This window comes from Yokenella regensburgei ATCC 49455 (assembly GCF_000735455.1).
GTDB lineage: Bacteria > Pseudomonadota > Gammaproteobacteria > Enterobacterales > Enterobacteriaceae > Yokenella > Yokenella regensburgei.
In genome coordinates, this window is the sequence record NZ_JMPS01000023.1 from 44,980 (window position 1) to 59,083 (window position 14,104).

Genomic DNA, 14,104 nt, shown 5'->3' on the forward strand with positions numbered 1-14,104 from the left:
CCCTCCAGACGGTTAATGGCTAAAAGGGGCCGTAGGCCCCTTTATGATTTCATGGTATTAGGCTCAGCCGAGCAGCCGTACCTTCACGGATTTACCTTTAATTTTGCCCTGTTGCAGCTTTTTCCAGGCATGGCGAGCAACGGATTTACGAATGGCGACGAAGACGTGAATCGGGTGAACGTCAATTTTCCCGATATCGGCACCTTCAAGCCCCATTTCCCCGGTCAGCGCGCCAAGAATATCGCCAGGACGCATTTTGGCTTTCTTGCCGCCATCGATGCACAGCGTTGCCATCTCGGCTTCCAGCGGTTTGATGGCAATGCCGGTCGGCAGCGGTTGCCAGTTGAGTGACAGGCTCAGCATTTCTGAAAGCACGTTGGCGCGCTGGGCCTCTTCCGGTGCGCAGAAGCTCAGCGCCAGGCCGCTCTGCCCGGCGCGGGCGGTACGTCCAATGCGGTGTACGTGAACTTCCGGATCCCAGGAAAGCTCAAAGTTCACCACCATCTCCAGGGCCTTGATGTCGAGGCCACGGGCGGCAACGTCGGTCGCCACCAGGACGCGGCTGCTGCCGTTGGCGAAGCGAACCAGCGTCTGGTCGCGATCGCGTTGCTCCATATCGCCATGCAGCGCCAGCGCGCTCTGGTTACGCTCGTTCAGCGCATCGCACACCGCCTGGCAGTCTTTTTTGGTGTTACAGAACACCACGCAGGAAGCGGGCTGGTGCTTGCTGAGCAGCGCCAGCAGCAGGTTGATTTTGCCGTTGTTCGAAACTTCATAAAATACCTGCTCCACCGCCGGGAGTTCATCCACCGAATCAATTTCGATGGTCTGCGGGTCGCGCTGCACGCGGCTGCTGATGGCGGCAATCGCCGTCGGCCAGGTGGCGGAGAACAGCAGCGTCTGGCGATTAGCCGGAGCGTGAGTTATCACCTCGTCAATCGCATCGGCAAAGCCCATATCGAGCATCCGGTCGGCTTCATCCAGCACCAGCGTCTGCAGCGCATCGAGGTTTACGGTCTCTTTTTTGAGGTGATCCAGCAGACGGCCCGGCGTTGCCACAATAATGTGCGGCGCATGTTGCAGGGAGTCGCGCTGAATACCGAACGGCTGCCCGCCGCAGAGGGTCAGGATTTTAATGTTCGGCATATAGCGTGCCAGACGGCGCAGCTCTTTTGCTACCTGGTCGGCGAGTTCGCGCGTCGGGCACAGCACCAGCGACTGGGTTAAAAACTGGCTGGCGTCAATGTGCTGCAGCAGGCCAAGGCCGAAGGCTGCCGTTTTACCGCTGCCGGTTTTCGCCTGAGCACGGACATCCTTCCCGGCAAGAATGGCGGGGAGCGCCGCGGCCTGAACGGGGGTCATACTGTGGTATCCCTGTTCGTTCAGGTTGGCGAGTTGTGCTTCAGGTAAGGCGTTCAGAGCGGAAAAAGCGGTCACGTTGGTCATCTCATAAAATATCGGTCAGCGCGTATGCTAGCAGATTCGCCGACGTCAGGTGGCAGTAATCTGCACAGACGATAGCGCCACCGTGTTCACGCTTTTCTTAACAAATCGGTACAAAACCTCAGGTTTACGGGCTCTGTCCTTGATTAAGTATCACTCGGCCCTATGATGTGCATGGTTTTTTATTGGTAATGGAAATAAGGAGCACAATGGGTGAAGGTTGAGCTAAATAAAAGTTTTAAAGAACGCATACTGCATGCCGTGTTATTTGAAGTGTTAGCAAACATCATTATTGCCGTGTCGGTGGCGAAATTATTAGGCGTATCACTGGCTATTTCCGGCACACTTTCGGTTGTTTCTGCCGCCACCGCTACGCTGTGGAACTATATTTTTAACTACATCTTCGATGGTATTCAGCGCCGTTATAAGTTCGAGCGGACGTTTAAAGTGCGGGCTATTCATGCCTGTATTTTTGAAGCCGGGCTGATTGTGGCACTGCTGCCGGTGGCGATGTATCTGCTGGATCTGACGATGATGGAAGCGCTGGTGGTGGAGACGGGGCTGGTGCTGTTCTTCTTACCTTATACGCTGGTGTTTAACCTGACTTACGATCACTTGCGCTGGCAGCTGGTAGGTAAACACGCTGAAGCTGCCAGTCGGTAGCCGCTTCTGCGCACACCGCAAGCCACAGCCTGTCGTCAATTAACTGCTGGCGAAGCGCGTGGTGCGGTGCCACGCTATCCACATCCGCCATCTGCCACACCTGCCCGGCGGCCTGTTTCAGAATCGCTTCTTTGCGCGTCCAGATTTGCCAGAAGAGGTTTAACCGCTCCGGCTCTGGCGCGTCGGTCAGTTGCTGACGCTCCCCGTCGCTGAATACCGCCTCGGCCACGCCCTGCCAGTTTTTACGCGGGCGAACCACCTCGATATCACAACCGATTTCGCCCTCATCGCTTATCGCCAGCGCAATGTCATCGCCGCTGTGGCTCAGGTTAAACCACAGCCTCGGTTTTCCTGCGAACGCCGGTTTACCGTTCTGATGGATCACCAGCTCTGGTAATGGGGAAGGGGAGAGGGCGTGCGCAAGAAGCACGCGGCCGGCATGCCAGCCTGCACGTGGTGAAACCGGCACCTGCAGCCCCGCGGGCAACGGGGCCTGACTCAGCTGTGAGAGACTTCCAAGCCAGACCCGCAGCACGTTACGCCCAGCGCTTAATGATGATGGAGGTGTTGATCCCGCCGAAAGCAAAGTTGTTGCTCTGTAGATACTCGCAGTCGATACGGCGGGCTTCACCCATGATGTAGTCCAGCGCGCCGCACTGCTCGTCCGGATGGGTCAAATTGATGGTAGGGGCAAACCAGCCTTCGCGCATCATCTGCAGGCTCATCCACGCTTCCAGCGCGCCACAGGCACCCAGGGTATGGCCGAAATAGCTTTTCAACGAGGAGATTGGCACGTTATCCCCGTAGATTGCCGCAGTGGCCTGGCTCTCGGCAATATCGCCACGATCGGTCGCGGTGCCGTGCGCGCAGAGGTAGCCAATATCGCGTGGTCCAAGCCCTGCCATATTCAGCGCCTTCTGCATGCAAACCTGCATCGTCTGGCTCTGCGGCTGGGTGATGTGCGCCGCATCGCAGTTGGTGGCAAAGCCGACGATCTCCCCGTAGATGGTCGCCCCGCGCGCTTTGGCGTGCTCTAACTCTTCCAGCACCAGCGTGCCTGCACCCTCGCCAATCACCAGCCCGTCGCGCTTCTGATCGAACGGTGAAGGCGTGGTTTTGGGTTCGTCGTTGCGCTGACTGGTTGCGAACAGAGTATCAAACACCGCGGCTTCCGAAGGGCAGAGCTCTTCCGCGCCGCCTGCCACCATCACGGTCTGGTAACCGTGGCGAATGGCTTCCCAGGCGTAGCCGATGGCCTGGCTGCCGGAGGTACAGGCGCTGGAGGTCGGGATCACCCGTCCGCGCAGGCCGAAGAACAGCCCGGTGTTCACCGCCGTGGTGTGTGGCATCATCTGTACGTAGGTGGTGCCGGTGATGTTGTTGGTGTGTTTCTCGGTCAGCATGGTGGCAAACTCGCTCACCGGACCGGTGCTGCCGGTAGAAGAGCCGTAGGCAATCCCGGTTTCACCGTTGGTGAGTACCGGGTCATCAATCAGCCCGGCCTGCTCCAGCGCCAGTTCGCTGGCACGGGTCGAGAGCAGCGACACGCGGCCCATAGCGCGGATGCGCTTGCGGGTATAGTGCTCGGGAAGTGTGAAATTGTCGATCGGTGCGCCGAGCAGGGTGTTCAGGCCGTCATAAACCTGCCACTCCGGCATTTTGCGTACGGCGTTCTCGTAGCCCAGCAGACGGCGGGAAACCGCATCCCAGCTCTCACCAAAGGCGGTGACGCCGCCCATCCCGGTTATCACAACGCGACGAGTCATAGCATCCCTCCGTTGATGGAAATGACCTGTCGGGTGACGTAGCCCGCAATGTCGGACATTAAATAGCGGGCAAGCCCGGCGACTTCCTCGGCCTGACCCATGCGCTTCATCGGGATGATCGCCATCGCTTCTTTCAGCGCCGCCTCTTCCATTTCTATCATCCCGGTATCAATCAGCCCGGGGGCAATGCAGTTAACGGTGATTTTGCGTTTGGCGAGCTCAATGGCCAGCGCTTTGGTCGCGCCGATGATCCCGGCCTTCGCCGCGCTGTAGTTCACCTGGCCGCGGTTACCCATAACTCCGGATACCGAAGACAGCGTAATTATCCGCCCACCCTGGCGCAGGCCAATCATCGGCATAATGCAGGGGTGAATGACGTTGTAAAAGCTGTCGAGATTGGTATGGATAACGCTGTCCCAGTCGTCTTCGCTCAGGGCCGGAAACGCGCCGTCGCGGGTAATGCCCGCGTTGTTGACCACGCCGTACCAGGCACCATGTTGGGCTATTTCCTGCTCCAGCACCTCGCGGCACTGCTCGCGGTTGCCAACGTCGAAACCGAGTACGCGGCCCGTGCCGCCCGCCTGCTCAATGGCGGCCAGCGTCTCTTTTGCCCCCGCCTCATCGCGGTGGTAGTGAACACCAACGGTAAATCCATCGGCGGCAAGTTGACGGGCAATTGCGCGTCCAATTCCTTTACTGGCTCCGGTGACCAGCACTGAGCGACTCATGCGCTATCTCCCTGATTAAAAAGCGTGGTTAATTCTTCGTTCGTCGGCTGGAAGGTGTTAACGCGACCGCTGGCAAGCTGAGCGCCATCTGCTTTAATGGTGCATTCGAAGCTGCCAAAACGCTCGTCCTGCATCAGCAGTTTCACCTCGATATCAAGAGTTGCTCCCGCCGGTAAATGCCCTTCGGCGCAGACCAGTTCGCGCGCGCCGAGCACCATGCCGAGCGCGATGCACTCTTTGCCGTCGTGCTGACGGTGCCAGCCTGACCATACGCCGACCGTCTGGGCCATCAGCTCCAGCGCATACCAGCCTGGCAGATGACCGTGAGGATCGATAAACGGTGCCAGTACGCCGTGGCGGCAGACGGTGACCCGGCAATGGGCGGTATTGTCAGTGACGTTAACCACCTCTTCCAGCAACAGCATCGGCGCCTCGTGCGGCAGGTAGCTGGCAGGGGCTAAATAGTGGCTCATGACACTCTCCCCAGCAGAATGCTGGCGTTGTTACCGCCAAAGGCAAATGAGTTGGAGAGGATAACCGGGCGGGCCAGCGGCTGCGCTTCACGCAGAACGCCGCAGGCAGGCAGCGTCGGGTCAATCTCGCCGCGGCTGAAGTCCTGCGGCGGCAGCGGCAGCTGCATTTGCAGAATAAGCGTGGCGATCGCCGCCTCCGTTATCCCCGCCGCGCCCAGCGTATGGCCGGTGAGATGTTTGGTCGAGCTGCACGGAACTCGTTCGCCAAAGAGGTCATGCACCACTCTGGATTCAATCTGATCGTTGAGCGGTGTGGCGGTGCCGTGCAGGTTGATATAGCCCACGTCATCCGGCTGTAGCCCGGCGTCGTTGAGCGCCTGCGTAATCGCCCGAATCGCCCCTTCGCCCTGCGGATGCGGCGCGGAGATATGCCATGCGTCGCTGGATTCCCCGACGCCCAGCAGCGCAATGGGCTGCGGTTCGCGGGTCAGCACCATCAGCGCGGCACCTTCGCCAATGGTAATGCCGCTGCGGTCACGGCCAAACGGCTGGCACAGGGTGGGGGAAAGGGATTCCAGGCTGTTGAAACCGTTAACCGGCATCCGGCTCAGGGTGTCAGAACCACCGACAATGGCCACGTCGGCAAGCCCGGCCTCAATCAGGCGGCGACCGCTGATGATAGCTCTGGCGCTGGATGAGCAGGCGGTGGAAAGGGTAAACGCCGGGCCCGCAAGCCCCAGCCAGCGGTTGAGAAAACGTGACGGATCGCCGAGCTCCTGCTGCGGGTACTGCCAGTGCGGGCTTGGCTGCTGGTTCAGCGAAAGATTAACGTGCGCGTCGCCTTCGTTAAGCCCCGAGGTGCTGGTGCCCATCACCACGGCGATACGGTCGCGGCCATAGCGTGCAATCGCTTCATCCACCTGCGGCTGGATCTGTGCCAGCGCCGCGAGCAGCAGTTGATTATTGCGCGTTCGATGAGCAGAAAAACTATCGGGAATGGGCGGCAGCTCCGCGTCCACGCCGCCCAGTACCGCCTCAGGGAAGCCTTGCAGCCAGCCTGCGCGTGGGCGCATCCCCGGCGACACGCCACGGGTCAGGTTCGCCGCCACGTCTGCTGCGTTGTTGCCCAGCGCATTAATCATGCCGATGGCAGAAATGTAGATCATCTCAGTCACCCAGATATTGAATGGTGATGTGGTATTTAAAGGCGTGCTGCTCAATGCTGATAGGCTCGCGTTTGCCCTTGCGCTGCAGATAGATAATTTCCGTCACCAGCGTGCCACGGGCGTTGCGCAGTTCACGTTTATCACCCTTATCGATGAGGGTCCAGCCTTTTGGCAGCAGCGGCTGCCACTCACTGATTGGCCAGTGGCTTAGCATCACGTCTGCCAGCACCTGGCTTGCCGGCGGCAGCTGTGGCACGACGATCGACTGCTCGGTATGCAGCCCTTTTTCATCATAGGTCACGAGGAACAGACGGATCCCGACGGAAGAGAGCCCCGCGAGGGTCAGCTTTTTGTCGTCGGCGTTGAGCATCACCAGCAGCGACTGGGTCTGGCCGTTGAAGCTGCCGGTCAGCAGCTGCTGCGAGTTGACCGCCGGGCTTATCCCCGGCTTCGGTAATGTGACGCGCGCGCCAGGTTCCAGCCAGGCCTGTGGGCGACCGTTATTTTCCTGAACCGAATGGCTACAGCCCGCAAGGGTGAAGGCGGCCAGCAGGGCGACAGCGCGCCAGAGGGAGTGTTTCATCATCGTTTTTCTCGTTTTTTGTCCGGCATGGCTAATGGCGAAAGCAGATAAGCGGTGAAAATACCGCTCACCAGCACAATGCCGAAACTACTGATAGCCTGGGTGGCGCTGAAGACCAGCATGCCAAGGGTTAATAACGTGGTCAGCATCGCGAGGGTAATCGCCAGCAGCGAGGTCAGCGGCGTACCGCGCGGGTTACTGAAGAACAGGGTGTAGTTGATGCCGATACCGAGCACCAGCACCAGCGCCAGCAGTGAAAACAGGTTCACCGAATGACCGCTAAGCGACAAGGCTGCCAGCCCGCAGCCGAGCGACAGTACCGACGGCACCAGGCTTATCAGCCCCTTGCGTAAGCCCAGGCGGGCAACCGCGCCGCAGGCAATCACCGCGAGCGCGATGCCAAGAAGGCCGGTCAGCAGGGTTCTGTACTCGGCAAACAGCGCATCGAAGGTCAGCTTACGATCGACCCACGCAATACCCGGCTGTTTCGCCGCCAGCACCGCCAGCGCGTGGCTGTCGGTGACGCCATCAGCCGGGATCAGCACCCCGCTGGCACCGTTTGGCAGCGTCAACCACATCAGCCGCCAGCCTTCGCTGGCCGGGCTTTGCAGCCAGGCGTCGACGGTGACGGTCATCGGGCTGAGATCGGGCGTGACGGCACTGAGTCCGGCGCTTTGCAGCGTGCGCTCAACCGCAGGCGTTGCGTCGCGCAGCAGCTGCAGATCCTGCTGCTGGCGCGCCTGCGAGTTTAACGGGATCGTGCGGTAACTCTTCAGCACGCCGTCTCTGCGCGCCGCTTCGAGCGCTGGCGTAAAGGCTTCCATGCGCGTCAGGGTCTGCTCCGGCGTATCGCCGTACACCACAAACCACTTCTGATCGACGCTCTGGCCGGTCAGGCGGGTGATGGCTTTCTCCTGTGCCAGAATTGACGGCGGCAGCGCCTGCAGCTGCGAGATATCGTCATTCACTTTTAACAGCGCCAGCCCGGTTAGCGACAGCAGCGTCAACGCCACCGGCAGACCAATGCGCAGCCGCTTGTCGCGCCGCCAGGCCGCCAGCCAGCGCAGCATCGGTGCCATGGCGGGAACCGGGCGCACCGGTAAACCACGGCACAGCCACGGGTGCCAGAACAGCACCGTCAGGCAGGAAGCGCTCAGTCCCACCGCCGCGAACACCGCCATCTGGCGAATGCCGGGGAAGGGGGCCAGCATCATAATCAGGTAGGCGGCCACGGTGGTGAGCAGCGCCAGCAGCAGAGCATTACGCACTTTAAGCAGGCTTTGCCACGGCGAATGCTCCGCGCCGTGCACCATCCGTTCGGTGAGGTAGTAGAGGGTATAGTCAGCCGAAATACCGATGATGCTCATGCTCATCACCAGCGTCATCAGATGCAGTTCACCAAACAGCAGCAGCGTCACTACCGTACCCGCCAGCGCGCCGATGCCAATAGAAATCAGGCACAGCAGCAGCGGTCGCAGGGAGCGGAAGGTGAGCACAATCAGCAGAATAATCCCAAGAATGGTGGCCACGCCGAGGGTCGAAATATCGCGTTTGGCCTGCTGGCTGGCGTAATCGCTGTAGAACACCGTGCCGCGTGACAGCAGCTGCGCCTGTGGGTACTGCGCTTTAAGCTCGCCTTCAAGTCCGGCAAGGGTGGTAACCAGCCGGTGGGTTTGCTGCATATCGAAGGAGTTGCCCGCAAGCTCGCCGTGCAGCAGATACCAGTAGTTGCCCTGCTCGTCCTGGGTCACCAGCCAGCCGTCTTTGAGCTGCAGGCGCTGGCTGTTCTGTGCTAACGCCAGCTGCGATCCGCGCATCAGCATTAGCGGATCGTTTTTAAGCTCTTTCCCGCTGACGCCGGAAAACGCCGAATACATCTGGGAGAGGATCCATTGCGCCTGCGCTTCGCCGCCGTTTTGCAGCCGCGCACGGGTAGCGCTATCGATAAGCGCGTTGCGATGGCTCCAGAAGAACGCGCCCCAGGCCTGCTGACCGGCTGCATCCATCGGGCCTTTCACCTCGCTGAGTGCGGATGATTTTTGCAGCGCGGTGAGCCACGCCTGTGCGGCTTTCGGATCGGCGGTTTTCCCCGGGCTTACCAGCCACACCAGCTGGCGGTCAAGGCGCTGCATGAAGCCGTCATTCAGCGCCGGAGGGATTGCCCCCAGCGCCTGTTTTGGCAGCATCGCCAGCACGCTGCTGTTCATCCGCGACTGCGGCAGCAGCACGAGCAGTGCGCCGACAAGCGCCAGGCACAATATGCCCCACAGCAGCGCCGGGCGGCGGGAATTACTGGGCGGCAAAGCGTTGGCGTTCGTCATGGGTCAGCGCGGCGGGCGTCAGTTGATGTTGAGAAAGCGCGATATCGGTGCGATCGCCCTGCTTATCATTCAGTTGAATACTTTCCAGATAGGTTTGTCCCGCCAGATCGATCGTGGCGAAGATCTTATCCAGCGGCGTGGTGGTTGGCGTCAGACGCAGCGTCCAGCGGCCCTGTCCCTTATCCTGGAAATCAATACGGAAGTTCTGCTCCAGCACCTTTCTGTCGGCCTGGAACAGCGCGCGCAGCAGATGGTTAAACTGGAACATCTGCGGGTTATTTTCGGCGGTGATCACCTGCGCCGGCTGGTGGTTTATCACCTGCACCATCCGCTTATCGTCGAGCATCAGCAGCATCGGGAACGGCGTTTTCTGATCCCACAGCAGGCCGGTATCGCGGGCGATCAGCATTTCACCCTGCGATCTGAGCGGCTGCGGCAGATCTTTTATCGTCCGGGTCTGATCAAAATGAGCGCGCACCACCGGCTGCTCGGTAAAGCGCTGCTGCAGCTCGTCGAGGGTTACGGCGCTGACGAACGGGCTCAGTAGCAGCAGAACAACGGGCCAGAATTTCATAGCGTGACTCCCATACGTTCAAACAGGACCGCCGGGCTGACGAAGCACATCTCCCGACTTTGTTCCTCTACCGCTACCTGAATGGTGTAGCCGGTCGTGGTGCGTTTGCCGCTGGCGGCATCGAAAATCTGATAACCAATACGCAGGCGGTTTTCATACTCTTCGAGCTTCGCGCGCACGCGAAAACGCTGTTCAAAGGTCAGTACGTCGCGGTACTTCACCCGGGTATCCACTACCGGCCAGACGTAGCCGGAAGCTTTCATCTGCCGGTAGCCGTAATCAAACTGGTTGAGCAGCGCCTCGCGGGCGATTTCAAAGTAACGAAAATAGTTGCCGTGCCACACCACGCCCATCATATCGACGTCGTGGAACGGTACGGTCAGTTCAACCTCGGCGGTAAAGCGGGGATCGGTCAGCACCCTTTACTCCTTATCGGCGGCGTCTGGCAGCTGCCAGAAATCAAAAAAGTTAAACCAGTCCAGCGGCGACAGCAGCGCGTAATGTTCAAGACGTGCGGCGTAGCGGTGGATGGCCTGCTCCAGCGCGGCCTGGCGCTCGGCGCGCGGCAGCAGGAGCGGGTCGGCGAACGGTTCGCAGTGGATGTTAAGTACGCCCTGCTGGCGTAGTGCAAAAATCAGCAGCACCGGGCAGCGCAGAATCGAGGCGAGAATAAACGGTCCCTGGGCGAACGGTGCCGGCTGGCCCATAAACGGGCTCCAGGTGACTCGGAAATCGCCGCCGCGCTGCGGGTTGACCGCAATACGATCGCCGACGATGGCTACCCATTCACCGCGTTCGAGCTTCTCTTTCAGCATGATGGCGGTTTCCGGGCCGATGTCGTTCACCGGTAACAGGTTCACTCCGGCTTCCGGGGCCATCTCTTCCATGATTTGCTTAAAGCGCTGAGCGTTCTCGCTGAACACCAGCGCGTTGATAGGGCTGGTACCTTTTAGGCTCGCCAGCGCCCGACAGGCTTCAACGTCGCCAAGATGCGAGGCCAGCAGCAGTTTGCCCTGCGGTTTATCGAGTGCCAGCGTGGCTTCGGCTCCTGGAGCAAAGACCACGTCGCGGCCAAAGTGCAGTTCACCGCGCCAGCTGGCTATCTTATCCAGCATGGCGTTGGCGAAGCGCAGGAAATGGTGATAGCTGTTGAAGGGCTTTGGCACCGGCATCTGCCGGGCGGCAAGCTGCAGGCGCACCCGCGCGAGCCAGTTCTGCGAGGCCTGGCGGGCGCGGGTCGCGCTCAGCCAGTAGACGGCAACCACCGGCCACAGCAGCACGGTAAACGCGTTGCGCCCGAGCAGCCGCCAGACGGTGAGCATAAAGCGCATCCCCCACAGACCCTTGACCTCTTTCTGCTGCGCCCAGTGCGATGAACGACGGCGCAGCAGCAGGGAAGGAATGCGCGGCAGCATGCCGAAGAACAGCCGGGTGTGCATCAATGAGATGCGCACGTTGTCCTTCAGGGCGTCGAAGTGCGACAGTCCATCCTCGGGATAGGTCACCCGGGTGGGAACAAAATAGCTGGTGTTACCCTGCCAGTAGAGGCGAACCATCACCTCGGTATCGAAGTCCATCCGTTTGCCGATCTTCACCCGGCGCGCCAGCTGCAGCGTTGGGGCGACCGGATAAACGCGAAAGCCGCACATGCTGTCTTTCAGCTGTAGCGACAGGGTCTCAATCCACACCCAGACGTGAGTGACCCATCGGCCATACAGCCGGGCGCGGGGAATAGAGTCATCATAAATCGGCTGACCGGAAATCAGCGCCTGCGGGTGCTGTTCAGCAAGGGCCAGCATCCGCGGAATATCTTCGATAGCGTGCTGACCGTCGGCATCCACCTGCACCGCATGGCTGAAGCCCATCTGCTGCGCGGCCTGCAGGCCATGCATCACCGCCGCACCTTTACCGGCGTTTTGCGCCATACGCAGCACCGTCACGTCGGGCTGCTCTGCGACCAGCGTTTCCAGTACCGTGCGGGTGGCCTCGTCGCTGCCGTCATCGACAATAATGCACGACAGGCCGAACGGTGCGAGACGCGCCAGAACCTTCGGCATCATTGCGCCGTGGTTATAGCAGGGGATCAGAATGCAGGGAGAGAACGCTACTGACATAGACGGATCTTCCCGCTGCTGGCGGTGTGACGGGCGTCGCCTTCGTGGCGCTGGAAGCTGAAGGTCAGCATTTGCTTCGCTTCCAGCCACTTCAGCGTCAGGGTGACGGTGGTGTCAGGCAGCAGCGGCGCCTGAAACTTGACGTTCTGAATGCTGTGAAAACGAAAACCGGGCGCCAGCAGGGTGGTGGCATAGTGCATCACCCACTCCAGCTGGGCGACGCCGGGCAGCAGCGGCTGTACGGCGAAATGGCCCTGAAACCAGAAAAGGGCTGGATCGAGATGCAGCACAATCTCCGTCTCCCCGCCCGGCACCTGCTGGCGCTGAATTTCATTAGGTTTCATCAAATAACTCCTGTAACTGAGCATAAACGCGCTTGTTCATGCTGTTGACCGGGATCTCGTCCAGCACCCGCCAGTAGCGGGGGATGGCTACCGGCTCAAGCCACGGCAGCAGCGCCCGGCGCCAGGACAGCTCCAGCGCTTTGCTGTGCGTCTCCTGCCAGCGGTGGTGGAGAGCGTCATCCAGCACCAGCAGCACGCCAATGCCCTGACGACCTCCGCGGGCGACAGGGATAGCCGCCGCTTCACGGATCCCTTCGAGATCGGTCAAACGCCGTTCCACCTCGCTCAGTGAAATACGTTTCTCTTCAATTTTCACGACCCGCCCGCGACGTCCGGCAAGGCGGAAACGCCCGTCGTCGTTGAAGTGCAGCACGTCGTCAAGCAGCAGGCCGTCGGCATCGGCGATAAGCGAAGATCGTGCGCGAAAGGCATCGCCTTCCGGGGTTATCTGCACGCCGGGGAAGGGGAGCCACGGAATGTCGTCCTGCTGACGGTAACGCCAGGCGAGGATCCCGGTTTCGGTGCTGCCGTAAATTTCGTCCGGCCAGATACCAGACCAGGACTGCGAATCGGTTACGTCCTGCCAGGGCAGCATACCGCCCGCGGAGAGGATCATTTCTATCGGCGGCGGCGCAAGCTGGTGGTCAAGGCGTTTCAGGAACGCCGGACTGCTGACAAACAGATAGCGGTGCTGCGGGCTAATCGCTGCCAGCTGTTCGGCGTAGTAGAGCATGGCTGCGTGCAGCGGTAGCCCCAGCGCCATCGGCAGGAAAATACGGAAGGTCAGGCCATAGAGGTGCTGCGGCACCACGGAGGCCACCACCCGGCAACCCACCAGACGTTCAGCGAAACGCGTGCCAAGCAGGGCGGCTTCCGCATCGAGGATGGCGATGGTTTTTACCACCCGTTTCGGTTGCCCGGTTGAGCCAGAGGTGAACAGCTCGACAAAAGCATCGGTGGCTATGGCTGGCAGCGCGGTTGCTGGTGCCTTAGCGCATTTCGCGGAATCAACCAGCAGCTGCGGGCCGTGCCACGCCAGCGGGCTGTCGCTCAATACGCCGTCGAACAGCGCGCGCTGCTCGTCCAGCAGCGAAGCGCGGCAGTGGCCGGGGATAACCGGTGTTTTACCCGCATGCAACGTCGCCAGCAGCGCGACGATAAACAGATAGCTGTTCTCAAAGCACAGCGCCCAGCGGGAGCCTTCCTGTTTATTCAGGTCTGCGAGCAGCATCGCGACGTCGTAGCGCAGCTGAGCCAGAGTCCAGCTGTGATCGCCAAGCCAGGCGATGACGGTTTCATCACTGCGCGGGGCGCAAAGCCACTGCGACAGGGGAAGCGTCTGATTCATGGTGTGTCTCTTTTCATGACCTGGCGGCGAATCAGCCATTCGCCCGCCATCAGTGCGCCCATCAGCAAATAGGACAGCATCCCGTTCCAGGTGGTCCACATTCGCATATCGCCGTGCAGGGCGGTAAAGAGCGCGATAGTTCCGTTAAAAATGAAGAAGAGGCACCAGATTTGCGTCACACGACGGGTGTAGCGTACGCCCTGCGGGGGGAGATCGGGGGTGCGCAAACGCGCCAGTCTTTCGACCAGCGGCATGGCGCTCCACAGCGACCCACCAAAGACGCTGAGCATCACCGCATTAACCACGACCGGATAAAACAGCAGCAACTGGTGGGTTTTCAGCAGTACGCTTGCCACGCACAGCGCGATGCCCGCCAGCGCCACGCTCTGCATGACAAAGCGCATCGGCCCGGCATTTTTCCGCGCCTGGCGTAAGCGTAAAACCAGCAGCAGTGCCATCAGCGGCAGCAGCCAGTGCAAACTGTTGTGTGCCAGACCAAACCAGATGACAAACGGCCAGGCCAGCAGCAGCGCCCCGGTCGCTACCTGAACGACAGGCAGCGTTCTGAAGCCTCGCATGGG

15 protein-coding genes are annotated in these 14,104 nt (G+C 60.4%); 1 reads left to right on the forward strand and 14 read right to left on the reverse strand.

Features of this window, described 5'->3' with window-relative positions:
• Positions 1-63: 63 nt before the first annotated feature.
• On the reverse strand, positions 64-1,437 hold the full coding sequence (gene dbpA / locus GYRE_RS07065; RefSeq protein WP_038254295.1) for an ATP-dependent RNA helicase DbpA: 1,374 nt from the start codon (positions 1,435-1,437) through the stop codon (positions 64-66).
• A 219-nt stretch (positions 1,438-1,656) separates the two neighbouring features.
• Here dbpA and GYRE_RS07070 point away from each other — a divergent pair, with 219 nt between their 5' ends.
• The gene (locus tag GYRE_RS07070) at positions 1,657-2,106 is read left to right on the forward strand and encodes a PACE efflux transporter (RefSeq protein WP_038254135.1); all 450 of its coding nucleotides are present in this window, start codon (positions 1,657-1,659) and stop codon (positions 2,104-2,106) included.
• On the opposite strand, the gene acpT is transcribed toward GYRE_RS07070, so the two are convergent.
• From acpT to GYRE_RS07135, 13 genes are read right to left on the reverse strand one after another with little or no spacing between them, the layout of a single operon-like run.
• Complete coding sequence (gene acpT, locus GYRE_RS07075) at positions 2,039-2,641, reverse strand: 4'-phosphopantetheinyl transferase AcpT (RefSeq protein ID WP_072009052.1); 603 nt, start codon at positions 2,639-2,641, stop codon at positions 2,039-2,041. The genes GYRE_RS07070 and acpT overlap by 68 nt on opposite strands.
• A 1-nt stretch (position 2,642) precedes the next feature.
• Entirely contained in the window at positions 2,643-3,872 is a 1,230-nt protein-coding gene (locus GYRE_RS07080; RefSeq protein ID WP_038254137.1) for a beta-ketoacyl-ACP synthase, read from the reverse strand.
• A complete protein-coding gene (locus GYRE_RS07085; RefSeq protein ID WP_038254139.1) occupies positions 3,869-4,600 on the reverse strand; it encodes a 3-ketoacyl-ACP reductase FabG2 in 732 nt (243 codons plus the stop codon). Before GYRE_RS07085 ends, GYRE_RS07080 begins: the two co-directional genes overlap by 4 nt.
• Complete coding sequence (locus GYRE_RS07090) at positions 4,597-5,073, reverse strand: hotdog family protein (protein WP_038254142.1); 477 nt, start codon at positions 5,071-5,073, stop codon at positions 4,597-4,599. The genes GYRE_RS07085 and GYRE_RS07090 overlap by 4 nt, the downstream gene beginning before the upstream one ends.
• On the reverse strand, positions 5,070-6,239 hold the full coding sequence (locus tag GYRE_RS07095; RefSeq protein WP_038254145.1) for a beta-ketoacyl-[acyl-carrier-protein] synthase family protein: 1,170 nt from the start codon (positions 6,237-6,239) through the stop codon (positions 5,070-5,072). Before GYRE_RS07095 ends, GYRE_RS07090 begins: the two co-directional genes overlap by 4 nt.
• Position 6,240: 1 nt before the next feature.
• Entirely contained in the window at positions 6,241-6,825 is a 585-nt protein-coding gene (locus GYRE_RS07100; RefSeq protein ID WP_006818691.1) for a DUF3261 domain-containing protein, read from the reverse strand.
• Positions 6,822-9,143: an MMPL family transporter gene (locus tag GYRE_RS07105; RefSeq protein ID WP_038254147.1), complete on the reverse strand. Its 2,322-nt coding sequence runs from the start codon at positions 9,141-9,143 to the stop codon at positions 6,822-6,824. The genes GYRE_RS07100 and GYRE_RS07105 overlap by 4 nt, the downstream gene beginning before the upstream one ends.
• Complete coding sequence (locus tag GYRE_RS07110; protein WP_038254149.1) at positions 9,112-9,717, reverse strand: outer membrane lipoprotein carrier protein LolA; 606 nt, start codon at positions 9,715-9,717, stop codon at positions 9,112-9,114. The genes GYRE_RS07105 and GYRE_RS07110 overlap by 32 nt, the downstream gene beginning before the upstream one ends.
• Complete coding sequence (locus tag GYRE_RS07115; RefSeq protein ID WP_006818694.1) at positions 9,714-10,136, reverse strand: acyl-CoA thioesterase; 423 nt, start codon at positions 10,134-10,136, stop codon at positions 9,714-9,716. Before GYRE_RS07115 ends, GYRE_RS07110 begins: the two co-directional genes overlap by 4 nt.
• A 3-nt stretch (positions 10,137-10,139) precedes the next feature.
• Positions 10,140-11,831, reverse strand: a complete 1,692-nt coding sequence (locus tag GYRE_RS07120) for a glycosyltransferase family 2 protein (protein WP_038254151.1) — start codon at positions 11,829-11,831, stop codon at positions 10,140-10,142.
• Complete coding sequence (locus tag GYRE_RS07125) at positions 11,822-12,175, reverse strand: ApeI family dehydratase (protein WP_038254153.1); 354 nt, start codon at positions 12,173-12,175, stop codon at positions 11,822-11,824. Before GYRE_RS07125 ends, GYRE_RS07120 begins: the two co-directional genes overlap by 10 nt.
• Positions 12,165-13,523: an AMP-binding protein gene (locus GYRE_RS07130; protein WP_038254155.1), complete on the reverse strand. Its 1,359-nt coding sequence runs from the start codon at positions 13,521-13,523 to the stop codon at positions 12,165-12,167. The genes GYRE_RS07125 and GYRE_RS07130 overlap by 11 nt, the downstream gene beginning before the upstream one ends.
• Entirely contained in the window at positions 13,520-14,101 is a 582-nt protein-coding gene (locus GYRE_RS07135; protein WP_006818698.1) for a COG4648 family protein, read from the reverse strand. The genes GYRE_RS07130 and GYRE_RS07135 overlap by 4 nt, the downstream gene beginning before the upstream one ends.
• Positions 14,102-14,104: the final 3 nt, after the last annotated feature.